At 32.4% G+C, this 22,905-nt stretch carries 23 protein-coding genes; 7 read left to right on the forward strand and 16 right to left on the reverse strand.

Annotated elements, in window-relative coordinates:
* Positions 1–4: 4 nt before the first annotated feature.
* The 4 genes from AC6CH4_RS20360 to AC6CH4_RS20375 form a co-directional block, all read right to left on the reverse strand.
* Complete coding sequence (locus AC6CH4_RS20360; protein WP_498106210.1) at positions 5–373, reverse strand: BlaI/MecI/CopY family transcriptional regulator; 369 nt, start codon at positions 371–373, stop codon at positions 5–7.
* Between the two features lie 69 nt (positions 374–442).
* Positions 443–2,014 carry a M56 family metallopeptidase gene (locus AC6CH4_RS20365; protein ID WP_498106212.1) on the reverse strand — a complete coding sequence of 524 codons (1,572 nt, stop codon included), beginning with the start codon at positions 2,012–2,014 and terminating at the stop codon, positions 443–445.
* A 6-nt stretch (positions 2,015–2,020) separates the two neighbouring features.
* On the reverse strand, positions 2,021–2,389 hold the full coding sequence (locus AC6CH4_RS20370) for a BlaI/MecI/CopY family transcriptional regulator (protein ID WP_498106214.1): 369 nt from the start codon (positions 2,387–2,389) through the stop codon (positions 2,021–2,023).
* Between the two features lie 164 nt (positions 2,390–2,553).
* Positions 2,554–3,771, reverse strand: a complete 1,218-nt coding sequence (locus AC6CH4_RS20375) for an MDR family MFS transporter (RefSeq protein ID WP_498106216.1) — start codon at positions 3,769–3,771, stop codon at positions 2,554–2,556.
* 99 nt (positions 3,772–3,870) lie between these two features.
* On the opposite strand from AC6CH4_RS20375, the gene AC6CH4_RS20380 reads away from it, so the two are divergent.
* The 7 genes from AC6CH4_RS20380 to AC6CH4_RS20410 all read left to right on the forward strand — a co-directional run bounded on the left by AC6CH4_RS20380 (position 3,871) and on the right by AC6CH4_RS20410 (position 8,749).
* The gene (locus tag AC6CH4_RS20380) at positions 3,871–4,470 is read left to right on the forward strand and encodes a DUF1684 domain-containing protein (RefSeq protein ID WP_498106217.1); all 600 of its coding nucleotides are present in this window, start codon (positions 3,871–3,873) and stop codon (positions 4,468–4,470) included.
* Complete coding sequence (locus AC6CH4_RS20385) at positions 4,470–5,117, forward strand: TatD family hydrolase (RefSeq protein ID WP_498106219.1); 648 nt, start codon at positions 4,470–4,472, stop codon at positions 5,115–5,117. Before AC6CH4_RS20380 ends, AC6CH4_RS20385 begins: the two co-directional genes overlap by 1 nt.
* 92 nt (positions 5,118–5,209) lie before the next feature.
* Positions 5,210–5,926 carry a tRNA threonylcarbamoyladenosine dehydratase gene (locus AC6CH4_RS20390; protein ID WP_498106221.1) on the forward strand — a complete coding sequence of 239 codons (717 nt, stop codon included), beginning with the start codon at positions 5,210–5,212 and terminating at the stop codon, positions 5,924–5,926.
* Between the two features lie 98 nt (positions 5,927–6,024).
* Positions 6,025–6,687: an HAD family hydrolase gene (locus AC6CH4_RS20395; protein WP_498106223.1), complete on the forward strand. Its 663-nt coding sequence runs from the start codon at positions 6,025–6,027 to the stop codon at positions 6,685–6,687.
* A gap of 70 nt (positions 6,688–6,757) precedes the next feature.
* Positions 6,758–7,600: a DUF2911 domain-containing protein gene (locus AC6CH4_RS20400; RefSeq protein ID WP_498106225.1), complete on the forward strand. Its 843-nt coding sequence runs from the start codon at positions 6,758–6,760 to the stop codon at positions 7,598–7,600.
* Between the two features lie 208 nt (positions 7,601–7,808).
* The gene (locus AC6CH4_RS20405) at positions 7,809–8,333 is read left to right on the forward strand and encodes a TetR/AcrR family transcriptional regulator (RefSeq protein WP_498106227.1); all 525 of its coding nucleotides are present in this window, start codon (positions 7,809–7,811) and stop codon (positions 8,331–8,333) included.
* A 2-nt stretch (positions 8,334–8,335) separates the two neighbouring features.
* Positions 8,336–8,749, forward strand: a complete 414-nt coding sequence (locus tag AC6CH4_RS20410; RefSeq protein ID WP_498106229.1) for a DUF1348 family protein — start codon at positions 8,336–8,338, stop codon at positions 8,747–8,749.
* Position 8,750: 1 nt separating this feature from the next.
* On the opposite strand, the gene AC6CH4_RS20415 is transcribed toward AC6CH4_RS20410, so the two are convergent.
* From AC6CH4_RS20415 to AC6CH4_RS20470, 12 genes are all read right to left on the reverse strand, one after another.
* Positions 8,751–9,380, reverse strand: coding sequence for an MCP four helix bundle domain-containing protein (locus AC6CH4_RS20415; RefSeq protein WP_498106231.1), 630 nt, complete (start codon positions 9,378–9,380; stop codon positions 8,751–8,753).
* A gap of 69 nt (positions 9,381–9,449) precedes the next feature.
* Positions 9,450–9,905, reverse strand: coding sequence for a DoxX family protein (locus AC6CH4_RS20420; protein WP_498106233.1), 456 nt, complete (start codon positions 9,903–9,905; stop codon positions 9,450–9,452).
* A gap of 223 nt (positions 9,906–10,128) precedes the next feature.
* Entirely contained in the window at positions 10,129–10,557 is a 429-nt protein-coding gene (locus tag AC6CH4_RS20425) for a hypothetical protein (protein WP_498106235.1), read from the reverse strand.
* Between the two features lie 14 nt (positions 10,558–10,571).
* Positions 10,572–12,308 (reverse strand): sodium:solute symporter family protein, encoded by a 1,737-nt coding sequence (locus AC6CH4_RS20430; protein WP_498106237.1) that lies wholly within the window; start codon positions 12,306–12,308, stop codon positions 10,572–10,574.
* Positions 12,309–12,430: 122 nt separating this feature from the next.
* A complete protein-coding gene (locus AC6CH4_RS20435; protein ID WP_498106239.1) occupies positions 12,431–14,962 on the reverse strand; it encodes a PIG-L family deacetylase in 2,532 nt (843 codons plus the stop codon).
* A gap of 203 nt (positions 14,963–15,165) precedes the next feature.
* Positions 15,166–16,794 carry an LVIVD repeat-containing protein gene (locus AC6CH4_RS20440; protein WP_498106241.1) on the reverse strand — a complete coding sequence of 543 codons (1,629 nt, stop codon included), beginning with the start codon at positions 16,792–16,794 and terminating at the stop codon, positions 15,166–15,168.
* A gap of 194 nt (positions 16,795–16,988) precedes the next feature.
* A complete protein-coding gene (locus AC6CH4_RS20445; RefSeq protein WP_498106243.1) occupies positions 16,989–17,507 on the reverse strand; it encodes a hypothetical protein in 519 nt (172 codons plus the stop codon).
* Positions 17,508–17,701: 194 nt separating this feature from the next.
* Positions 17,702–19,534, reverse strand: coding sequence for a hypothetical protein (locus AC6CH4_RS20450; RefSeq protein ID WP_498106244.1), 1,833 nt, complete (start codon positions 19,532–19,534; stop codon positions 17,702–17,704).
* Positions 19,535–19,607: 73 nt separating this feature from the next.
* Positions 19,608–20,720, reverse strand: a complete 1,113-nt coding sequence (locus tag AC6CH4_RS20455) for an AI-2E family transporter (RefSeq protein WP_498106246.1) — start codon at positions 20,718–20,720, stop codon at positions 19,608–19,610.
* 117 nt (positions 20,721–20,837) lie between these two features.
* On the reverse strand, positions 20,838–21,368 hold the full coding sequence (locus AC6CH4_RS20460; RefSeq protein WP_498106248.1) for a mechanosensitive ion channel domain-containing protein: 531 nt from the start codon (positions 21,366–21,368) through the stop codon (positions 20,838–20,840).
* Positions 21,369–21,379: 11 nt separating this feature from the next.
* Positions 21,380–21,964: a Maf-like protein gene (locus tag AC6CH4_RS20465; protein ID WP_498106250.1), complete on the reverse strand. Its 585-nt coding sequence runs from the start codon at positions 21,962–21,964 to the stop codon at positions 21,380–21,382.
* Positions 21,957–22,832 (reverse strand): geranylgeranylglycerol-phosphate geranylgeranyltransferase, encoded by an 876-nt coding sequence (locus AC6CH4_RS20470; RefSeq protein ID WP_498106252.1) that lies wholly within the window; start codon positions 22,830–22,832, stop codon positions 21,957–21,959. The genes AC6CH4_RS20465 and AC6CH4_RS20470 overlap by 8 nt, the downstream gene beginning before the upstream one ends.
* Positions 22,833–22,905: the final 73 nt, after the last annotated feature.

A 22,905-nucleotide genomic window follows, 5' to 3' on the forward strand; every position in this document is an offset into this window, starting at 1 on the left:
ATGATTATTTTTCTTCTTTTGGAGTTTCGATCATAGCCAGGATTTCGCGTAATTCGGCCGCAGAGATTTTTTCTTCTTTAGCAAAAAATGAAACCATACTTTTATAAGAACTATTAAAATAATTATCAATAGCGGTGCTCATAAAACCTTTTCGATATTCTTCAATACTTACAATTGGGTAGTACTGATGCGTATTTCCAAAGGCATTGTGACTTACATATCCTTTATCTTCAAGATTGCGAACAATAGTCGAAAGCGTATTATAATGCGGTTGATCTTCAGGGATTTCAGCCTGAACCTCTTTTACAAAAGCTTTTTTAAGCTTCCATAAAATGTGCATTATTTCTTCTTCCTTGTTGGTTAGTTTTAACATGGTTTTGGGTAGTTTTTAAAGAAATGAAAAAAGTATTAATTAATTTGCGCCATCGTTGCATTTATCTCCTTATTTCTCAAATGCTGGAGCACCCTCGTTGCTATTTATTGTTTTGGTATTTTCAGGAGCATTATCATATATTTTAGTAGCATCATAAACAATCTTTCCATTTACAATCACTAATTGTTTTGTCTGATTTTTGGTGTTATCTCCATTTGATACAATATTTATGCTTGTTTGCATTTTTGGTTCAGTAGCTATATATCTATTAAAACCAACTTTAACATTTGTATTTACGTTTGTATTTACATTATTATCTGTATTATTTGCACTATTGCTTGTACTAATGCTTGTATGAGTATTATCAGTAGTTTTAACATCACAATTAGTTTTAGAGTTTGTAACTTTTTTTACTTCAACTTTACGTTCTTTATCAATGATTTTTACTTCACCAATTTGGTTATCTGTTTTTAAACCTATTTTTTTAGAACCGTCACTCTCCGTTTCGATAACAATTTCACAATCTTTAATTGCTTTACTTCCTTTGACTCTGTAAGACTGTGATTGTTCGGAACCGCTTTTTAGATCAAATCTGATAGCTGTTAATTCATTATCTGAATTTCTTTCAACATCAGAAATCTTTGCGTCAACATTGTGATTTAGCTTCATTTTTTCAGCCATTTCTTTTAATTGCTGATCAGTTGTTGTTTTACTGATTTTGTAAACATCAATGTTGCCATCCTTGACTTTCGCTTCTTTTGCAAACTCTCTTTTTTCTTTTGCAATTACTTCTATTTGAAATAATAGTGCAAAAGCTACAAGTGCCGGAATTATAACATACAGTTTCCAGGACTTTCCCTTTTTTGATTGATTTTTGTTTAACATGACAATTCGTTTTTTGATTAATGATTGATAAAAATGATTGGTGATTGATAGACAACTCTCGTGAGTTGTAATTTTTAAAAGCGTGTATTGATAGGCTTTTTTGTCTGCTATTTTTTGAGCTGCTGCTGCATCTGCAATAAATTCAAGATTTTGAGTAATTGCTTTTTTATAAAGCCAGATAATGGGATTGAACCAAAATAAGATACAGAAAGCTCTGGAAATCAAAACGTCGATAGTGTGGTTTTGATCGCTGTGCACTTTTTCATGTTCGATGATACTTTCTAATTCAGAAGCCGTGTACATTGATGAATTGTATACGATGTATTCAAAATAAGAAAATGGAGCAATGTTTTCATTGATATCAACAAATTTAAAATCAGCTTGTTGTTTTATCTGTTTTCCTTTTAGCACTGAATTTAAGCAATAAAAATCAAAAGCGAATTTTATTAGCAAAGCTAAAAATCCAATACTGTAAATGGTTATTAGAACTAAATTCCAGTTAATCTCAAAGATATCTTTTTCTATCTGCGGCGAGTATAGTGATACATAATTGACATTTGAAAGTGGGGTAGGATTAACCCATATCACTTTGTTGTAAACTGCAAAAGGTAGTATTGCAGATGTAATTAAACCAGCTAATAAAAACCATCTGTTACTATTGAAAAAAGTTTCTTTGCGTAACAAAAAATAGTAAGCGAAATAGAATAATAGAACTAATCCAGACGATTTTGCGATATAAATGAAAAGTGCTTCCATAAACAATTATTTTTCTTTTTTTGGATCTTCGATCATAGCCAGGATTTCGCGTAATTCTGCTGCAGATATTTTTTCTTCTTTGGCAAAAAACGAAACCATATTTTTATAAGAACTATTGAAATAGTTGTCAATAGCTGTTTTCATGTACTTTTTGCTGTAGGCTTCTAAAGTAACAATCGGGTAATATTGGTGTGTATTTCCGAAAGCATTATGCGCCACAAAACCTTTCTCCTCAAGATTACGAACAATAGTCGAAAGTGTGTTGTAATGCGGTTGATCTTCGGTGATTTCAGCCTGAACCTCTTTTACAAAAGCTTTTTTTAGCTTCCATAAAATGTGCATGATTTCTTCTTCTTTGTTGGTTAACTTTTGCATGTTTTCTAATTTTAATTCAAACCTACAACTATTTTTCTAGTTGCACAACTATAAAAATAGTTATTTAACTAAAAATTAAGTTTTATTTGAATTAAAAGCGCAGAAAATCCATTCGAATTTAAAAGTAATAAATTGAATTTGAATGATTTATGAGTTAAAATTGTTTAATATTTTTTTTCGAGAACCAAAGCTTTTTTGATCCAAAAGCAACAAAGGGTAGCTACAACTCCAATTGAAGCCATAAAAAACCAGTTGATTTGATATCCTAATCGGGTGATGATTTCAAAACCAACTTTTGAACTAATAATGTGAGCCAAACTAAAACTCATGGTATAAAGAGCCATATAACGGCCTTCCTGACCACGCGGTGCACGGCTTAGAGCAAAAGCATTCGAAAATGGAAAGGTTAAAATCTCTCCAATCGAAATACAGATCATACTTATGACCAGAATTCCGGCCCAAACATTTATCAGAAGCAAAAAGAAACTTGAAGCCATAATAAAGGAACCTAGAATAATGATTTTTATTTTCGGAAAACCTTTTCGCTCCATAAATCCAACAGTTGGCATTTCTAAAGCAAAAATCAAAAGTCCGTTTAAAGTCATTAATAATCCGGTTTGAAATTCACTTAAACCAAATTTCTCATTATGATATAAAGGAAGCGTCGTGAAAAGCTGAAAGAAAATCATAGCGGTTACAAAACTCACAAATAAGAAAACCCAAAAGATTCGATCATGAAAAACTGATTTTTTATCTGAGGCGCTTTCAATTTTATCATCATGAGCAACTTTTTTCTTTTCTTTTACCAATAACGCGAAAATTGAAATTGATATAATGCAGGAAGCTCCATCAACCCAAAACAATCCGGAATAACCAATTCCCATAATAATCAATCCTCCTAAAGCTGGCCCGGCCGCGAAACCTAAATTTACGGCTAAACGTACTAAAGTCAAGGCACGTGTTCTGTTTTCGGGTTTGGCATAAGCTCCCAAGGATACAAACATAGCCGGTCTGAACATGTCTGCAATCACCATTAAAAGAAACATGGCGATACATAATCCCCAGAATGTTGTTATATATTGTACGAAGAAAAGTGAAACTCCACTAGTAAATAAGCTAAAAATCATAATTTTATAAAACCCGATTTTATCTGAAAGTTTTCCGCCAAGCCATGATCCTAACATAGAACCAAGGCCAAATGAAACCATAATCCAACCTACCTGATTATAAGAGAAATGAAGATCTTCTTTTAAATATTTCGATAAAAAAGGAAGTACCATTGTACCGGCACGATTGATAAAAGTGACCAATGTAAGTATCCAAATTTCTCTTGAAAATCCTCTAAAATTATTGATGTAGTGGTTGGCTGCAGTTTTTAGCATTATAAAAATATGTTATTTGCAACAAAGTTAGGAAACTTTGTCACGTATCGCGGTTGCTGCTTTGTTACTTTTAAACTATTTTTGTTCAAAATTTCCAAGATGAAAAAAATCGTATTTCTTACTTTATTATTAACTTTTAGTTTTGGCTTCAGTCAAAAGAAATTTGATAAAAAAGAAACTGAGAAATTTCAGAAGACTATAAATTCAGAATATGCTGATCCTAAGACGAGTCCGTTAATGGAAGAAGATTTAAAAGTTTTTAAAACTTTAGATTTTTATCCTGTTAATGCCAAATATTTTGTCAATGCAAAGTTTGTAAAAGCCAAAAATGAAAAGGTTTTTGAAATGAAAACCACCGGAACAAGAACCCCAAAATATATAAAATACGGAACGCTGTATTTTACTTTAGATGGTGCAAACCTGAAATTGAATGTGTACAGAAGTATTGATCTTTCTAAAACGGAAGAATACAAAGACCATTTATTTTTACCTTTTTCTGATTTAACCTCAGGTAAAGAAAGTTATATAGGAGGAAGATATATCGACTTAAAGATTCCAAAAGGAAACACTATTGCAATTGATTTTAATCAGGCCTACAATCCGTATTGTGCTTACAATCACAAATATTCTTGTCCGTTAGTTCCTTTAGAGAATGATTTGAATATAGAAATTAAAGCGGGAGTTAAAACTTTTCACTAATGGAATTCTTCAATTTTCATACGCATCAGTTTACGAATCAATCTAATGTTTTGGAATTGGTGAATCAATATCCAAATGAATTTGATGCCTCGGTTCCGTTTTATTCGATCGGAATTCATCCGTGGTATATTGTTGATGACAGAATTGATGCCGATCTAAGATTAATCGAAGAAAAATTGCAAACAGAAAATTGTCTGGCTTTAGGCGAATGTGGTTTAGATAAACGAATTGAAATTCCATTAGAACAACAAATTATTGTTTTTGAGAAACAATTGGCTTTAGCCGAAAAATATAATAAACCTGTCGTTATCCATTGTGTAGCTGCTTTTCAGGAATTGATTGAAATTAAAAAGAAAATGAAAATCTCTGTTCCGATGATCATTCACGGATTTTCGAAAAACAGCCAACTTGCCAATCAGCTTATTGCGGCAGGATTTTATATTTCTTTTGGAAAATATTTGCTGAAAAATCCCGAATTAAAAACAGTATTTCAACAGATTCCAAACGATCGTTTTTTATTAGAAACCGATACAATTGAAGAAAGTATCAAACAAGTTTACGATTTAGCGTCAAGGTATAAAAATATAACAATTAAAGAGTTACAAGGGATTATCTCAAGTAATTACGAAGCTATATTTAGAAGATAAAAAAGAATAAAAAATAAAGAATAAAGAGTCAAGACTTTAGGGTGAAACCTGAAACTTGAAACAAAAGAAACAAAATTAACAAAAGAAGATATATGGCAGAGTGGACAGAAAGAGCCGAGCTTTTATTTACAAAAGAAGGATTAGAAAACTTAAAAAACTCCAATGTTTTGGTAGTGGGTTTAGGAGGAGTGGGATCATTTGCAGCTGAGTTTTTGGCAAGAGCAGGAGTAGGGAATATGACGATTGTAGATGGAGATGTTGTTGATATTACAAATATCAACAGACAATTGCCGGCTTTGCATTCAACAGTTGGGCAACCAAAAATAACTATTGTAGGAGATCGTTTGATGGATATTAATCCGGAATTAAAACTAACACGAGTTCAGGAATTTTTATCTCCGGAGAGAGCTTTTGAAATCGTTTCTCCTGAATTTGATTATGTTCTGGATTGTATTGATAGTATTACGCCAAAACTTAATTTAATTATTGCAGCGAAACGCAAAAGAGTAAAAATCATAAGCAGTATGGGAGCAGGCGGAAAAATGCTGGCTTCGAAAGTTAAAGTTGCTGATATTTCTAAAACCATAAATTGTTATTTTTCAAAAGCAATTCGTAAACGTCTAAAAGCGGTAAAAATCAACAAATTGAAAGTGGTTTTTTCTTCTGAGATTCAGGATGAAAAAAGCTTAAAATTAACTGACGGAAAAAACTTCAAAAAATCGTTCTACGGAACCAATAGTTATATGCCGGGATTATTTGGCCTTCACGCAGCAGAAACGGTGATTCGTCATTTATTAAAAAAAGAATAAAAAAAAGATACTAAGCTACTAAGGTTCTGAGACACTATGCTTTTAGCAGAAAACCTTAGAACCTTAGCATCTCAGAACCTTAGCAACTTAAAAAAAAAATGATAAAAACAGTAATTTTTGACATGGATGGTGTAATTGTAGACACTGAACCCGTACACCGTTATTCCTATTACAAACAATTTTCAGAATTAAATATTGAAGTACCTGAAGAAATGTATACTTCGTTTACCGGGTTTTCTACCCGAAATACATTTCAGACTTTAAAAGGTTTTTTTCCGGTGATTGAACATGAAGTAGAAGATTTGATTCAGAGAAAGAGAAGTATTTTTAATGATGCTTTTGATACCAAAGAAGATTTGTATTTACTTGAAGGGGTTGAAGATTTGATTAAAGATTTATATGCAAATGGTATCCAGCTGATTCTGGCTTCTTCTGCGTCAAAAGTTACGATTGAACGTGTTTTTACAAGATTTAATCTGCATCAGTATTTCTCTCATATTGTAAGTGGCGAAGATTTTCCGCAATCAAAACCAGATCCTGCGATTTTTGTGCATGCTGCATCATTGTCAATTGCTCCAAAAGAAAATTGTATTATCATTGAAGATAGTACAAATGGGGTAAAAGCAGCAAAAGCAGCAGGTATTTATTGTGTCGGCTACAATAGTCACCATTCTAAATTACAAGATTTGTCAGAAGCTAATTTAATTATAAATCATTTTAATGAATTAGACGCTCAAAAAATATCACAGCTAGGCGCTTGAATTAAGTTAAATTTAACATTTGTTCCCTAATTGAATTTGTAAATTTGAACAAAACAAATAAAACCTAACAATGAAAAAACTACTTATTGCATTAGCTATTATAATAGCACCTTTTGCTACAGAGGCTCAAATAAAAACACCACAAGCGAGTCCTAAAGCTTATATCAAACAAACTGTTGGTTTGACAGATGTTGAAGTTACGTATTCAAGACCAGGTGCGAGAGGAAGAGCTGTATTCGGAAATTTAGTTCCGTTTGGTAAACTTTGGAGAACGGGAGCTAATGAAAACACAATCATCAATTTTAGCGATGATGTTATTATTGATGGCAAAACGTTGAAAAAGGGAAAATATGCAATTTATACTATTCCTAAAATCGAAAGCTGGGAAGTGATTTTCTATCTTTCTACAGACAACTGGGGATTGCCGGAAAACTGGAGCGATGCTTATGTGGCTTTAAGAACTACGGTTAAAGAAAATGCGTTACCAACGCCTGTTGAAACATTTACAATTGGAATCAATGGTTTAGATCCTAATTTTGCATATTTAGAAATGGCTTGGGAAAACTCTCATGTAGCTTTAAAATTCGAAGTTCCGACTGCAAAAACAGCTACTGCAAGTATTGATAAAGTTTTGGCTGGACCATCTGCAAATGATTATTTTGCTGCAGCACAATACTTGTTCCAATCAAACGGAAACATTGAAACTGCCAGAACATACGTTGACAAATCTTTAGATATGAGCGCTGACAAACCCTATTTTATCTTAAGATTAAAATCATTAATCCAGGCTAAACAAGGTGATAAAAAAGGTGCTGTTGAAACTGCGAAAGCTTCATTAGCAGCAGCTGAAACAGCTAAAAATCAAGATTACGTAAAAATGAATAAAGACAGTATCACGGAGTGGAGCAGATAAGGCTTTAGAAATTCCAATATTTTTAAATTCCAAATTCCAAGGCTTGTTAAAGTTTGGAATTTGGAATTTTTTTGTTTTTATCAATCTTTGTCAAAGTTTTGAACCTTGACAAGTATATCGTTTAATAACATTTTTTCAAATAAATAGACAGACTTGTCTGTTTATTTGAAAAAAGGTCATATATTTGTCATTCATAAATTTAATCCGAATGTCACCGAGAGAACGAATTTTAGAAAAAACATTTACATTGTTTCATCAACAAGGTTATAATGCTACTGGAATTAATCAGATTATTGAGGAGGCCAAAGTAGCAAAAGCCAGTTTTTACCAGCACTTTAAATCAAAAGAAGATTTATGTGTTGCTTTTTTAAACGAACGTCATTCTTTCTGGTTTAATCAATTGGAACAATTTACTTCTACTGAAAAAGGGGCCAAATCAAAAGTATTGGCTTCGTTTGATTTTTTAATCTTTATGAATAAAAATGAAAACTTCAGAGGCTGTAGTTTTTTAAATATACTTTCTGAAATTCCTTCAGATAATCTTAAAATTTTAAGTGTACTGCAAAGTCACAAACACGACTTGAGAGCTTATTTTCAGAATATTATAAATAACGAACTGTTATCAGATCATGTTTATTTATTGTTTGAGAGTTGTATAATCGAAAGTCAATTATTCAAATCGAATCAGCTTATTGAGCAATCCAAAAAAATTATTCAAACTTTAATTTCATAAAAATGGAGCAAAAATTACCATTGCCACCTTTCGCCTTAGAAACAGCAATAGAAAAAATTCAGTTGGCAGAAGATGCCTGGAACAGTCAGGATCCGGAACGAGTTTCAAAAGCTTACACCGTTGATAGCGAATGGAGAAACCGGGATCAATTTGTAAATGGAAGAGAAGAAATTGTTCATTTTCTAACTCAAAAATGGAAAAAAGAAACCAATTACAAATTAAAGAAAGAATATTGGGCTCATACAGATAATAGAATTGCTGTTCGTTTTGAATATGAATACCAAGATCTTAACGGAAACTGGTTTAGAGCCTACGGAAATGAAAATTGGGAGTTTGACTCGAATGGTTTAATGCAAAAAAGATTTGCAAGCATAAATGATCTTGCAATTAAAGAAGAAGATCGAAAACTGAAATAAATCAATTCATACTCGGTGGCTCGGGGATCTTGATATTTCTTTTGATCTTTTTTACAATCAGAAGATAGAAAGTGATTCCGCCCAAAACGATTAGTAAAGCAATCTGTAATTGCCCGAGACTATTATTGTCGTTATACATCTTGTTGGCACTGGCTAACTTTGCTTTTCCTTCTTTTATTTGAATTTGAGACAGCGATTCTAAAGTTTTCAAGGCTTCACCGCTAGCAAAGGCAATCTTATTCCAGTTTTTATTTTCAACCTGATTGTTGATTTCCTTACAAGAAGCTAAAAAAGCATCGAAATGTTCTTTTTCTTTATTGGTCAAAACTGTTTTGGCGTATAAATCATCAATGCTGTGAACAATTTTTAAGGTGTGAATAATTTCATCCTTTTTAATATTATCGCTCAAATTCAGTTTTTCGGCTTCACTTTTTATAAAATGCAGTTCTTTTGAATATTGAAAAATATAATGGGAGACCATCAAACGGTCGTTGTAAATCGCATTGATGTTTTCGTTTACTTTTTTTGAATTACGTAATGTATTGAAGTTACTCAATAAGATTATCAACATCACAATCAGTAAAATGAAAGCAGCTTTTGTTTTATTGCTGTATTTTTTTAGATCTTTCATAATAAATATATTTTGTGAATTTTTAATACCAATTTAAATGGAAAAGCAATTTCAAATTACTAAATAAATTTACCAAATTTTAATTGTGCTTAAATAGACCCACACAATAAATAAAAGTTGCAATGGAACCCTGAACCACAAGTAAGTTATTCCATTGCCATCAAAATTACCTTTTTCATAATCTATGTGTTTTACAGCTGCGTAGATATTAGCAGGAAGTAGAAAGATAAGGAAAAAGATTATCGACCATGCTGCATATATTTTTAAACCGGATATCAAAAGACCAATCCCTAGAAATATTTCAATTACTCCTGTAATGTAGATTAATTCAGTTTTAAAAGGTATTTGAGGCGGAATCATCATAGCCATTCCTTTGGTGAAAAAAAAATGAGCAACAGCTGTAAAACAAAGCATGGCGCACATTGCAATTCTGGCTGCTAAAGGAAAATCAAATTGGTCAGTCGTAAATCTTATTAAAAGATTAAATAATAAAAAAACAGAAATTAAAACAATTAATGGCTTCATTTTTAGTGTTTTATTAGTACTAAATTAGACCTGAATAAGATACAAAAGTTTATTGATTTATAAAATCAATTATGCATTTTAAAATTTCTGATTGTTGTTTCTCGCGGGAAATTCTGGCCGAATTATATCCAAACTGAAATTCAAAATAACCAAACTGAGGATGATTGGCACTTTTAATTTTTATAAAATTTGAAGTTTTAGAACTTTCATTTATTAGTCATTTTTACAATCTGAATTTTTTTCCTTCTTTATAATTAATTGGAAGCGTCGGACTTTTAATGCCAAAGGGAGCTGATCCATCACTTCTATAGTAAAATTCTTCTTTGCTATCAGAATATCTTCCAGCACAAAGAAGATTAAAAGTTGTACTTTTTCTGCTTAACTTAAGAACACTTATATCTATCCAAATTGGAATTTTATTATTTCGATAAAGTAAATTCACAACTTCGTTATCAGTCAAATTTAATTTTATGATTCCCTCATCTTCAGGATAAAAATCAAAATGACTTGGGTTTATAGTTTGATGAGAAGGTGTGAAAATTACATTGTATTTAAAATCAGTAGTCAACTTGTCTTTGACATAGCGTTCAGCAAATTTAAGAGCAACTAAACTAGCTCCGTGCAGATGGAATAAAAATTCTTGCTTTGTCATGTAGGGTTGTTTAATTACTCCAAAACCACTTCCTCATCATCCGGTTTCCCTTTAAAAAATAAAACCTGCATTATTAACGCCAATACTATTGTCAAAATCGCACCAATAAAATTCAACCATAAGTAACCTAGTTTTTCCTGACCGCTTGGGTAAATAGCAATCATAAAATAATAGATAATAAAAATAGTGATCTGGCTGATAATTGCGCTGTAGAACATTGGCTTTGCCTGAACTCTACGCAGATAAAATCCGACCAAAAAGATTCCTAAAACTGTTCCGTAGAAAATGGATCCAATGATATTTACTAACTGGATTAGATTTTCAAACAAAGTTCCCACGCAGGCGAAAAGTATTGCTACAATTCCCCAAAGCAAGGTGAAGAATTTGGTTGCATTCAAATAATGTTTTTCAGATTTTTCGGTTTTCAGATTTCGTTTGTAAATGTCAATTGCCGTTGTCGAAGCCAAAGCATTTAATCCTGAAGCCGTTGATGACATTGCTGCCGATAGAATTACCGCTAATAATAATCCAATTAAACCTTTTGGCAAGTAATGCAAAATGAAATGGAAAAAGACATAATCTTTATCGTTGGTTTCGCTATTGCTATCTGCTTTCGAAATGATTTCTTTGGCACGGTCGCGAAGATCTTTTTCTTTGTTGGATAAAGCCACCAATTCTTTACGCAGAATAGGGTTATCATAATCCTGATTAAGCTGATCGATGTACAATAAATTGATTACTTTTTTATCTTCTGAAAGTGTGATTAGTTTTTTCTCTAAAGCGTGATATTCTTCTTTATAAGCCGATTTTTCAATTACAATTTTATTATTCGGATTAAAATTTAGCGGAACAGGATTGAATTGAAAAAAGACAAAAACCATAACTCCGGTCAGCAAAATAAAGAATTGCATCGGAACTTTCAAAAGCCCGTTCATGATTAGTCCCATCTGACTTTCACGAACCGATTTTCCGGATAAATAGCGACCAACCTGAGACTGATCTGTACCAAAATAGGCGAGGGCCAGAAAGAAACCTCCTGTAATTCCACTCCAAAAAGTATATTTTTCTTCCGGATCAAAAGAGAAATCAACAATATTCATTTTATCGTTGGCACCTGCAATATGCATCGCGCTGGTAAAAGTCATATCATTTGGAAGGTAATGCAAGATCAGGAAAAAGGTGATGAACATTCCGGACATAATCACAAACATTTGCTGTTTCTGCGTTACATTGACGGCTTTTGTTCCTCCTGAAAAAGTATAAATAATAACCAAAAGTCCAATGATGATGTTCATGATGGTTAAATTCCAACCTAAAAGTGCCGACAAAATAATCGCCGGAGCATAAATGGTCAATCCGGTTCCTAAACCTCTTTGCACTAAAAAAAGAATTGCTGCCAATGAGCGTGTTTTAACATCAAAACGTTTCTCTAGAAATTCATAGGCGGTATAAACCTTGTTTTTATGATATAAGGGAATAAAAGTCACACAAATCACAATCATAGCAATTGGCAAACCAAAATAGAATTGCACAAATCCCATTCCGTCATGATAAGCCTGACCAGGTGTGGATAAAAACGTAATTGCGCTGGCCTGAGTTGCCATAACCGAAAGTCCCACAGTATACCAAGGCGTTTCGTTGTTTCCCAGAATAAAATCTTCAACATTTTTACTTCCTTTGGTTTTCCAGGAACCATATCCAACAATGAATAAAAGGGTAACAATCAGTACGATCCAGTCAAATAGTTGCATAGGTTATGAATATAATTGCATGATTAAGAAAAAAATCAGGATGTAAATGGCGTTAGCTACCAAAACGTAGGTATAGCTTTTCTTCCATTTTTTTTGTTTTTTGGTTTCCATTTTTGCGATTTTTATTTCTTTAATTCTTGTTTAGGAGCTTCTATTGGTTGTTTTAGCGAAATGATATTAGAGAGCAATCGGTATGCTCCGGCAACTCCTTCCGGCAATTCTCTAAAAAAGCTTAAACCAGTGTAAATATAGTATCCTTTTCCATATGGTGCGATTAATAAGGCACCATCTTTAGCCGATTCACCTTTATCATGTGATGAAATGATAGGAGTGAAGGCAGGGTCATATTGGTTTGGATAATACAAGCCTTGTTCTTGTGTCCAGCCTTGAAAGTCTTTTTCAGTGATTTTATTTGGCGTATTTAAAACAGGGTGATTTGGTGCTAAGAAAGTTATTTTGGCATTTTCCTCCGTTACACGATCGTTTGATACTTTTAACGGATAAGGTGCAATCTGATCAGTTACCATTCTGCCATATGTATTATACTGCACAATCATGTTTTTACCACTTTTTACAAAATCAAAAAGTATTTTTTGTTTGTTAGCCAAAGCATTTACAGTATTGTAAGCACGAACACCTGTCATAACTGTACTGAAAGAATCTAGCCTTTCAGGCGTAATTTCTTCGGGTTTTAAAATGGTAACTTTATATCCCATTTGAGCCAGGCTTTCCGGAACTTCATCACCAGCACCCATAATATAAGCAATGGCATCACCAGAAGTTTTCAAATCAATTCGTATACATTTTGACTCAGCTGGTTTTAAAACCATTTGTTTCGTAATATGGCTATAATCGATAATCGTTTCGTCTTTGTCAAAACGTTTACTGTCAACAATAGCTATGGCTTTTGCAACAGTTTCTTCCTGATTTACCGGAGGAGTAACTTCAAAATAAAAAGTTTGTTCATTTCCTTTTTTATTTAATGAAAACGTAATCTCTTTTGGCGAAACTACCCAGCTTTTTGGCAATTCTAATTGTAATTTCCCCGTAATAGCATCTTTTCCGGCGCGAACTTTTACCGGAATCATTTTGCTATTAGTGTCTTTAAAAATCAATACTTTTTCAGAAATTGAAGTCGTAACTTCTGGTACAATATCAAGGAAATTATACATTTCTCCCTTTACACCATCATTGTATTTGTAAACAACAGTGCGCTCAAACGGAATTTCTACTCCATTAATTTTTATATTAAAGACCACTTTAACTTCTCTGATAATATCCGGAATTCCGATATTTTCCTGATTAGAAACCGTGTACATTCCAACAGTTGCTTTTTCTTTAAGCCAGTACGGCTGTGTGTATTCTAAATTCTCCGGAAGTTGTATTTGAAGGATACTCTTCTGGTCGTTATTATTTTTTAGAATGCTATTTTGAACAGTTGTTTTGTTATCTGGTAAAGAAGTTACACTTGTCAATTGCATCTCAACAGGACTTCTGTTAATCACTTCGAGACTTAATTTGATTGTACTTCCTGGTGTTGCTTCCTGTTCGCTGGCAACAGCTTCAAGATATAAACCAGAGCAAGAAGCAATAATATTTTTTATCGCTGTAGCTTTTAAAGGTTTCCAATGATCATCATCTAAAGCTTCAATCATGGAATACGCCTTAACCAAGTCAGGAATACTTGCTGAAGGATTACTGAAATCATATTTTGAGATGATTTTTGAAATTAATTCACCAATTGTTTTACCGTTTTTAACGCGGTTCCATGAAGTATCAATTCCATCAAATAAATTATCTCTTTCCGTTGGAGTTTCTCCGTTTATAAGTTCCAGATATTCTGTTTCTTCACCACGAGCGCCAGTACTTCCAAATCCTTGAGACTGGTGGCGGCTGCGGCTTAAAGCAGCAATTTCCTGATTTGATTTTCCGATACCGGTGTAATAAACGCCGGTTTCTAATTTGGTAAACTTCGATTTATTGGCAGCATCAAATTTTTCCTGGCTTCCATAAAACCACCAGGAAGGATTAAAAAACTGTCTTTTAACCTGCCATGGTTTTACATATTTTAATTGTTCAGGATAGATTTTAGAATCATTTGTCAGTTTAAAACTTTCGACACTTAACATCGCTGATGATGTGTGATGTCCGTGTGTAGTGCCCGGCGAGCGGTGATCAAATCGATTAATGATTACATCTGGCTGAAATTTTCGTATTGTCCAGACAACATCAGCAAGGACTTTATCTTTATCCCAGATTTGTAAAGTTTCATCTGGCGTTTTTGAAAAACCAAAGTCATTTGCTCGTGAAAAAAACTGTTCTCCACCATCAATTTTTCGGGCTTCAATTAATTCCTGTGTTCTGATTACACCAAGTAATTCGCGCAACTGCGGACCTATCAAATTCTGACCACCATCTCCGCGAGTCAGTGACAAATAACCAGTTCTGGCATTCATTTCGTTTGCCATATAAGAAATTAAACGTGTATTTTCATCATCAGGATGAGCGGCAACATATAAAACAGAACCTAAAAAGTTAAGTTTTTTTATTTGATTATAAATCTCAACAGAACTAGGTTTTTGTGGTTGTTGTGCAAAAGAAATTGAAATTCCTGTTAAAAAAAATAGAAGAATTTGTAACTGAATTTTTCGCATAGCGTATTGTGGTGTTTTTGAAAGAGGCTCAAAAATAGTAATTATATTGTTGAACACTATTTAAATGAAATGTTAATGTTTAGTTATTGACTTTCTTTCAACAAAATTTATTCCAAAAAAAAAGCTGCCAGATAAAATCTGACAGCTTTAAAAGAATTGATCTAAAAATTTAAATCATGTGGTATTTCTTAGGATTACAGAAATTATTTCAATTTGTTTTCTGTGTCTTTATAATTTCCAGTAATGGTTACGCCGCTATTTTTTGTTACTTTTCCGTAAATGGTAATCGAAGAATCGGTTCCGATAAAATTAATTTTAGCACCGCTGTTTAATCTCAAATCTCCCCAGATTACGACAGAACCTTCAATTTGTAATGTTGCATTACTATTGATGATAAGTTCCGTTGGATTTTGTTGTTGATATTTTCCCTGAGCTAGAGTTCCTCTCATATTAAAAGTTCCTCCGCTATTTAAAATCAATGTATTTTGGACTGATATAGAACCACAATGTGTTAGTATTCCACCAGAATTAATAATCACAGAGCTAATAGCTGTTGAACCTGAGAATGATTTTATTTCATTTGAATTTAAAATCAAATTTTGACCTTGATTGTAAGCTCCGTACTGTGAACAGCTTGCAAATGTCGTATTTGGTTTTTCCATTTTAATGATTTTTAAACCACCTTTTCCGCTGGCAACATAGATATAATTACCGCTCGATTTTACATAGTTTGATGAACCGGTTATGCCAACAGTTCCAACTAAACTAAACTGAGAACCTGACTGGTAAACATTTAAACCTGCCGCACCATTTGCTACGAAAGCGTATCCATCATTTACAGAAACTGCATTGGTTACATTATCTTCTCCGGCAGTTGTTATTCCGATTGTTTGCAGTTTAGAACCATTGTTAATATCGTAAACTCCTAAACCATTATATCCTTCAGAAACTAATAATTTTGTTCCGTCAAAATCCATTGTTCTTTTTGCTCCACTAACATCTGTAGATGTTACAAAAGTTTTTTGCAATGCTAAAGTAGATTCATTGTAAATATTTACACCTTTAGTACCACTTAAAGTAACAATTTTATCACCACTTACGGCTACCGTACGTAAATCTGCCAATTCAATTTTTCCTGAAATTGTTTTAGATGAGCTGTTGATTTTATATAAACTTCCGGCATCTCCAGTTACTGCAAAATACGATGCTGAATTTGCAGCAACATCCGTTGTAACTTTTCCTTCAAGGTTATTAATGGTATATTTATCCGTAAGCAAACCTGAACTCAATTGCATATTAATTACAATTGACGGATTGGTTAATGTTTGATCTTTATCGATATCAGTCGCTCCGGCAATAATTAAATTTCCGTTAGAGTAGGTAAGTGATGTAATATCAGTATTAGCAATTAATGCTGATGTAATTAATTTAGGTTTATAAGGATCTGAAACATCAATCACATCAATTGCACCAGAATAAACATCGCCACTCATTGTGTACGCTACATAAGCATAGTTTCCGTTTACAGCTACGTGGTTGGCTTGTAAAGTTTTTCCGTTACTATCGATTGGTGGATTTATTTCAGCAATTTGTACTAAAGGCAAATCACTAGTTGCCTGACTGCTTTTTAATAATTTTGATGCTGAAGCATTTGTAATGGTAATAACTCCTGAATTTGTGTAATCCAATCTTTTGTTCAAAGATGTAACATCATTGTTGATTTCAATAGTATTTTCTTTTGCCTGGTCGTTATTAGTGGTTTCATCATTATTATCACAAAACGTGAAAAGTGACATAGCTAAAAACGAAAATAAATAAACACTCTTTTTCATTACCTTTTTTTGGGTTTAATTGGGTGCAAAGGTATATTATATTTATAATAATTCATGCTAAGTGTTTGTTTCTTATATATTTATATCAAATTCTTAATGAATTAACAATATCCTGAAATACTATGTGTGCATAAAAAAAGAGTATCAAATTTTTGATACTCTTTTGTGTTGAATGCTAACTATTTAGCAAATATTTATCTTCTTCCATGTCCATGATCATCGTGTCTATCATGTTTGTCGTGTCTGTCATGGTGATCATCGTGACGATCATGCTTATCATAATGCTTGTAATTTCTGTGATTATCATGACGATCACTATAACCATAAACCGGTCTTGGTTTGTAAGGTCTTTGAGGAGCACCATGATATCCTTTGTAATATCTTACTCTATGACGGTCAAAGTATGTATATGGAGTTCTACCGTGATAATCATTCAAGACTACTTTATAACCACCATATAAATCATAATTTCTGTATTGTCTCGGTAAATAAGTCGTTCTAACCCATCTTCCACCACCAAAATAAATGAATTGTGATGCTCTTACGTCGTAATATGCTTCAATGTCCGGCAAATAATAATATTCTGTTTCAGCATATCCTGAAGGACCCCAAGCTGGAGGTGTACCTATATTAACATTAATTGATACTTGGGCTTGCGTGGCGTTTGCAACCAAAAGGAATAATCCGGCGATTGCTATTTTTATTGTTTTCATTTTTTTTAAGTTTTAATGTTACTCTTGTTTAAGGATATTCATATACTGTGCCAAAAATAAAATGCAAATGTATTTGGTCGGATAAAATATGCATTTTACCGATCGGTAATTGGTTAGTTTTGTTGTAAATATTTGATTTTTAATTTGTTTTGAAATGCTTAGGAAATGAAATAAAATTGAAAAATATTTCATTTTTATTTATAATCCACAATTCTTGGTTTTCCAAGTTCAAAACTCTGTAAACCATAATCTGTAGTTTCAAAAGTATTGGTTTTGAAAACATTATCTCCTTCAAATGGTATAGTTGGATAGTATGACAATGACAATTGAAAAGAACTGAAAACTAAGTAGTCATTACTGATGACCAGGCCAAGGGTCACTTTAGAATAGGCTTTATTTCGTCCCATCGCATTATTAGGGCTTCCTAAAACTGCAATTGAATAATTAAAAAACGGATTCATACGAAACCCCCAAAGTGCATGAGGAGAATAAGTTTGGGTTTGAAGAGACAGAAGCATTTTATTTGTTCCGTATACAGCACTGTTAAATCCGGCTAAACCATTTCGTTCGTTTATATTTAATTGATCACCAATAATATCTTCACGATTTACTCCAATAACAATTCTCGGATTAACAAATTGTCTTAGTTTCCAATTTCCTATACGATATAGTTTTGTAAAATAATTACTTTCAATCGCAAAGGCTGTTTCATAAGTCTTGGACTGATGAAAAAAAGTACCTGCTTCAAAATTAGTACTGAAAAATCCCCATCTGTAATAGTTTCCAAAAGAAAATTGCCCTCCTATATAAGGCCGCCAAAATGTGTTTTTATACTGATAACCGAGTGTAATTCCATAAATTCGACCAATAGGAACATCTTCAGTTTGTCCATTTCTAAAAATATAACTGTCTTTGATAAACTTTCTGGTATTGAGCCCAATTCCTGATAAAATTAGTTTTTGATCCGAATAAAAATTTGTCGGATCATACAAATCTGACGGACTCTCACTAAAATTCACATTTAGAAAACGAGCTGAAACTATCAGATTGGTTATGCCACCATTCTCGGTTTCAAATACTTTAGATGCTTTTCCAGCCCAAAAATCCTGAAAATTATATTTAAAAGGCTGATACGCATATGTCATATCTGGTGCCTGTAAAGTATCTTTTCTAAAATCCTGTCCTACATATACGCCACCGGCCCATTTGGTTAACGGAGAATAAAAGAGACGTTCTATATTTATTGTTTTAGAATAGTTATTGTCAAGATCAATATTGTAATGTAAAGTTGCTCCGATATATGTGTTTTTGATATTCGGTACGGTATACGTTACATCATTACCGTTTCTCCCATCATCAAAACGATTAGTAAAACGGTATTCCAGTTGTTGACCAGACCCAAAAAAATCTTTTTCTTTAAATCCAACCGAAACCTGATTACTCGAAATCGAAAATCTCGGAATAGTACTCCAGGAGTCTAAAACACGAATAGTAATGTCAATAGAATCAGAAGCTGCCCCGACCACTTCACGACTTATTCGAACTGCGGTCACATATTTTTGAGCACGAATTAAACGCTCCGATTCCTGTACTTTATAACTGTCATAAACAGAATTTCGCTTAAATAATAATAGATTTTTAATGGCAATCTTTTTCGTTTTTAGGTGTAGCCTGTTTCCTGTTCTTTCTCCCCAATTTTGTGGTACCTGAGTCGTATCGGTAATGGAATGTCCAAATGGATCTAATGTTACAATATTTATTCGACGGATAATTTTACCAGTATAGTCGGCAGTATCCTGATGAACAATAAAATTTTCCTTTTTTCGAGGTTTTTTTGCTCTAAATAAAAGTTTATGAAGTGTTTGAGTAAATTTATTTTTCTTAGAGTAATTCCGAATCTTTGTATAGATTTCAGTGGTATCTTTTTTACCTTTATGGTCTTCTTTTTTAGTATCTACTTGTGCTTGAGTAATTTGCACGCAAAAGCATAATAAGATAAAAAACACTATTTTTTTAATTTGAGACATTCAGGTATTTTTTTTACTATACAAATAAGATTTTGACATGAATATAAGTAAAATAAGAGTAAAATCTTTGTTATTAGCCTACTTTCGATTCAATTTTAGCTTTTCTAATCCGCCACGTAAATTTTCTTGGCATGTGATTGCCCATTAAATAGCCCCACGGTTCTAAAGATTCGATTCGTTCAAAAATAATTTTTAAAATTGCTAATAATGGAATTGCCAAAAACATACCCGAAATTCCTGCTGCTGCACCACCAACAATAATTCCCAAAATAGATACAAAAGCGTTGATCTCTACTTTTGAATTAATTATTAAAGGCACAAGAAGATTATTATCGATTAACTGAACAATAATATTTACAAGTAAAATACTTAAAATTACCGAAGTTTCAGGAGTTCCGGTCAAGGAAGCTAAAAGACTAATCACGCCGGCGATTGTTATTCCTATATAAGGTATCAAATTTAATATTCCGGTTATTAATCCTAAAAGAACAAAATATTTTACTCCAACAATCCACAGGCCTAAACCTGTAAGAATTGAAACGACTATCATTTCTAACAATAAGCTGACAATATAATTGTTTATTGAAAGTCTAATTTGTGACAGAATATCTTTTAAAGCAGCGTGATCTTCTTTATTAATCAATTTTGCCAGGAAAAGAATAAAATGATCTTTATAAAGCAGAAACAAGAAAGTGTAAATAGGAATGATGGTACAATCTAAAAGAAGATCTGTAATAGATAATATCGCCGAACCGACAGTACCAGCGCCTCCATTTTTTACCGAATCTTTTGTTACGGTGTCAAGGTATTTTTTTTGTTCGCCAATGCTTATATGAAAATTCTCCTTTACAAATTTATGAACCTCAGAGATAAAATAATTGGTATTTTTCTTTATAGCGTCAAAATCATTGGCAATATCCTTAACCTGATAAGAGATAAAAACCAATATTCCAACAATAAATGCGGCAAATGTAAGGACACAAATTATTGCAGCAAGATGCCGTGGAAATTTAAATCTTACATTTAATAAGGTGAAAACTGGAAGTAATAAAACGGCAAATAAAAAGGCCATTAATACAGGTGTAATAATATCTTTTCCGATGCAGAATATTGCAGCAAAACAAATTAAACTTACAAGTATAAGGGAAAGTTTTGCATAAAAAGGCAATTTTATTGAACGAATCATTGTGGTGATAAAAATTAGGTTTAGAAATCTGAATTAGATCTAAACAAAATTCTTAATTTTTTCCAAAAATAACGTTGTACGTTTCTGTACTAACGTTATAAAATTCCCATTCAATCCTTAATCAAAAAACTCCTTGTCCTCGTAGTGCGTTGGCATAATCGAAATACCTTTTTGGAGTAATAAGTTATTAGGAAAAATAATTCTTTCGCCTTCTTTGGTTCTTAAGTTAACATGAAAAGCACTAATATCTTCGATTTCAGCTTCAATTGGAAAATCCTTATCATGAATTTTGATCGTGTCACCAATTTTGAAAGGAAATGAGAAAAATAAAATCATTCCAGAAGTAATATTACTTAGAATAGACCATTGTGCAAACAATGCAACGCCAATTACAGTTGTAACGGAGGAAACCGTAAAAAAAATATCCTCGGTATTAACCCCCCATATTATAATCAAACTTATCGTAACCAAAATATTCATCAAAATATGAATGTATTTGATCACTAAATTTGTTCGATGTTCTAATAATTGACTGCTGCTGGCGTAGCGACGAATTAATTTGGCAACAATAATTCTTAAAGCCACCAGGGTTAAAAGAAGTATTATAGTTGTTAATATTTCCTGACTATATTCTTTAAAAGAAAACATAAATTATTTTTTTACACTAAAGTACTTAAATATTCGTAAACTTTTGCTGTCGGTAATCCCATAACATTGGTGTAAGAGCCTTCAACTTTTGCAACTGCCATAAAACCAAACCATTCCTGAATACCATATGCACCAGCTTTGTCGTAAGGTTTATAGTTTTCTATATAATATAAAATAGCTTCGTCTGATAAATCATTGAAAGTTACCTTAGTAACATCATTTAAAAGAGTAGAAGCAGTGTTGGTTTTAAAACAAACGGATGTAAAAACTTCGTGAGTGGTATTCGACATTGATCTGATCATTTCAAAAGCTTCTTCAGCATTTTTAGGTTTTCCTAAAGCTTTATTTTGATGCCATACAATTGTGTCGCTGGTTATTAATATTTCATTTTCTTTGAGTTCACCTTCAAAGGCATCTGCTTTTAATTCCGCTAAAAAATCAGTGATCTCGACTGCTTTTAATTCAGGCGGATAAATTTCTTCAACATCTTTCAGTCGAATTTCAAAATCTAAATCTAAATCCTTAAAAAATTGCTGTCTTCGTGGCGAACCAGAAGCCAGAATCAGTGTGTATTTTTTTAATTTTTCTTTAAGCATTGAACTTAATATTTAAGGTAATAACTAATATTGATAAAATTCCGAAAAGCAAAATTAATTTTAAAACGGTACTTAAATGATGAAAATCTTTTTGTGATTTTGCGTTAAATATTTTTACAATGAAATATAAAAGAGGGGCTAAAACAAAAGCAAAGGCATATAAAGTTACAATAAGAAGATCGTTTTCTACAAAGTATTTATTGATATAAAGCAACGATAATATAAAGGGAACAATAGCAAATCCCAAAGCAATTTTTGCGGCTCGGCTAATTCCAATTGCAATTGGTAATGTATTTATTCCTTGATTATAATCGCCATTTACATCTTCAATATCTTTAACTATTTCACGAATAAAGTTAATCATAAAAGCAAACAAAGCGTAATCAAGTAATATTGAAAATAAACTTGCCATTTGCGCCTGATTGTCAACATCTGTTGCCGGGAAAATATCAAAGACACCAATAATGATAACACTTAATCCAAGTAGTAATGCCACCACAAAATTTCCTAAAAGCATGATCTGTTTTAAAGTTGTCGAATAGAAATAAAGCAAAGAAGCAATTAAGATAAAAATAGTAGCAAAACCAGGCCTCATGATCACATTTGACAAGTAGAATCCAATAGCAACGCCCGTAATATTCAATCCGAAGTAAATATTATAGGCTCTGGTTTCAGAAATTCCTTTGCCAATAACAACATCATTTGGTTTATTAATGGTGTCTGAGGCAACATCAAATATGTTATTAATGACATAACCTGCAGCTGCCAGTAAAACAGTACTCAAAACCAATAATCCATATTGCCAATCAGTTAAAGCCAACTGAATATCTTGTTGTTTTAAAAATGAATAACGAAATAATAGCTGCATAAAAGCAAGCATTAATAGATTTTGGTACCGAATGAGTTTGAGATATTTCATTTCTTGTAGGTTCTAAGGTTCT

Source organism: Flavobacterium sp. GQ95 (genome assembly GCF_059758655.1).

Excerpts from the sequence above, each read along its gene's own strand:
- AC6CH4_RS20460 (WP_498106248.1), bottom strand. The coding sequence starts at position 21,368 with ATGTTTTCTTTTAAAGAATATAGTCAGGAAATATTAACAACTATAATA.
- AC6CH4_RS20385 (WP_498106219.1), top strand. The coding sequence starts at position 4,470 with ATGGAATTCTTCAATTTTCATACGCATCAGTTTACGAATCAATCTAAT.
- AC6CH4_RS20455 (WP_498106246.1), bottom strand. The coding sequence starts at position 20,720 with ATGATTCGTTCAATAAAATTGCCTTTTTATGCAAAACTTTCCCTTATA.
- AC6CH4_RS20440 (WP_498106241.1), bottom strand. The coding sequence starts at position 16,794 with ATGAAAAAGAGTGTTTATTTATTTTCGTTTTTAGCTATGTCACTTTTC.
- AC6CH4_RS20395 (WP_498106223.1), top strand. The coding sequence starts at position 6,025 with ATGATAAAAACAGTAATTTTTGACATGGATGGTGTAATTGTAGACACT.
- AC6CH4_RS20400 (WP_498106225.1), top strand. The coding sequence starts at position 6,758 with ATGAAAAAACTACTTATTGCATTAGCTATTATAATAGCACCTTTTGCT.
- AC6CH4_RS20365 (WP_498106212.1), bottom strand. The coding sequence starts at position 2,014 with ATGGAAGCACTTTTCATTTATATCGCAAAATCGTCTGGATTAGTTCTA.
- AC6CH4_RS20410 (WP_498106229.1), top strand. The coding sequence starts at position 8,336 with ATGGAGCAAAAATTACCATTGCCACCTTTCGCCTTAGAAACAGCAATA.
- AC6CH4_RS20405 (WP_498106227.1), top strand. The coding sequence starts at position 7,809 with ATGTCACCGAGAGAACGAATTTTAGAAAAAACATTTACATTGTTTCAT.
- AC6CH4_RS20450 (WP_498106244.1), bottom strand. The coding sequence starts at position 19,534 with ATGTCTCAAATTAAAAAAATAGTGTTTTTTATCTTATTATGCTTTTGC.
- AC6CH4_RS20425 (WP_498106235.1), bottom strand. The coding sequence starts at position 10,557 with ATGACAAAGCAAGAATTTTTATTCCATCTGCACGGAGCTAGTTTAGTT.
- AC6CH4_RS20445 (WP_498106243.1), bottom strand. The coding sequence starts at position 17,507 with ATGAAAACAATAAAAATAGCAATCGCCGGATTATTCCTTTTGGTTGCA.
- AC6CH4_RS20360 (WP_498106210.1), bottom strand. The coding sequence starts at position 373 with ATGTTAAAACTAACCAACAAGGAAGAAGAAATAATGCACATTTTATGG.
- AC6CH4_RS20420 (WP_498106233.1), bottom strand. The coding sequence starts at position 9,905 with ATGAAGCCATTAATTGTTTTAATTTCTGTTTTTTTATTATTTAATCTT.
- AC6CH4_RS20380 (WP_498106217.1), top strand. The coding sequence starts at position 3,871 with ATGAAAAAAATCGTATTTCTTACTTTATTATTAACTTTTAGTTTTGGC.
- AC6CH4_RS20375 (WP_498106216.1), bottom strand. The coding sequence starts at position 3,771 with ATGCTAAAAACTGCAGCCAACCACTACATCAATAATTTTAGAGGATTT.
- AC6CH4_RS20390 (WP_498106221.1), top strand. The coding sequence starts at position 5,210 with ATGGCAGAGTGGACAGAAAGAGCCGAGCTTTTATTTACAAAAGAAGGA.
- AC6CH4_RS20465 (WP_498106250.1), bottom strand. The coding sequence starts at position 21,964 with ATGCTTAAAGAAAAATTAAAAAAATACACACTGATTCTGGCTTCTGGT.
- AC6CH4_RS20430 (WP_498106237.1), bottom strand. The coding sequence starts at position 12,308 with ATGCAACTATTTGACTGGATCGTACTGATTGTTACCCTTTTATTCATT.
- AC6CH4_RS20470 (WP_498106252.1), bottom strand. The coding sequence starts at position 22,832 with ATGCAGCTATTATTTCGTTATTCATTTTTAAAACAACAAGATATTCAG.
- AC6CH4_RS20435 (WP_498106239.1), bottom strand. The coding sequence starts at position 14,962 with ATGCGAAAAATTCAGTTACAAATTCTTCTATTTTTTTTAACAGGAATT.
- AC6CH4_RS20370 (WP_498106214.1), bottom strand. The coding sequence starts at position 2,389 with ATGCAAAAGTTAACCAACAAAGAAGAAGAAATCATGCACATTTTATGG.
- AC6CH4_RS20415 (WP_498106231.1), bottom strand. The coding sequence starts at position 9,380 with ATGAAAGATCTAAAAAAATACAGCAATAAAACAAAAGCTGCTTTCATT.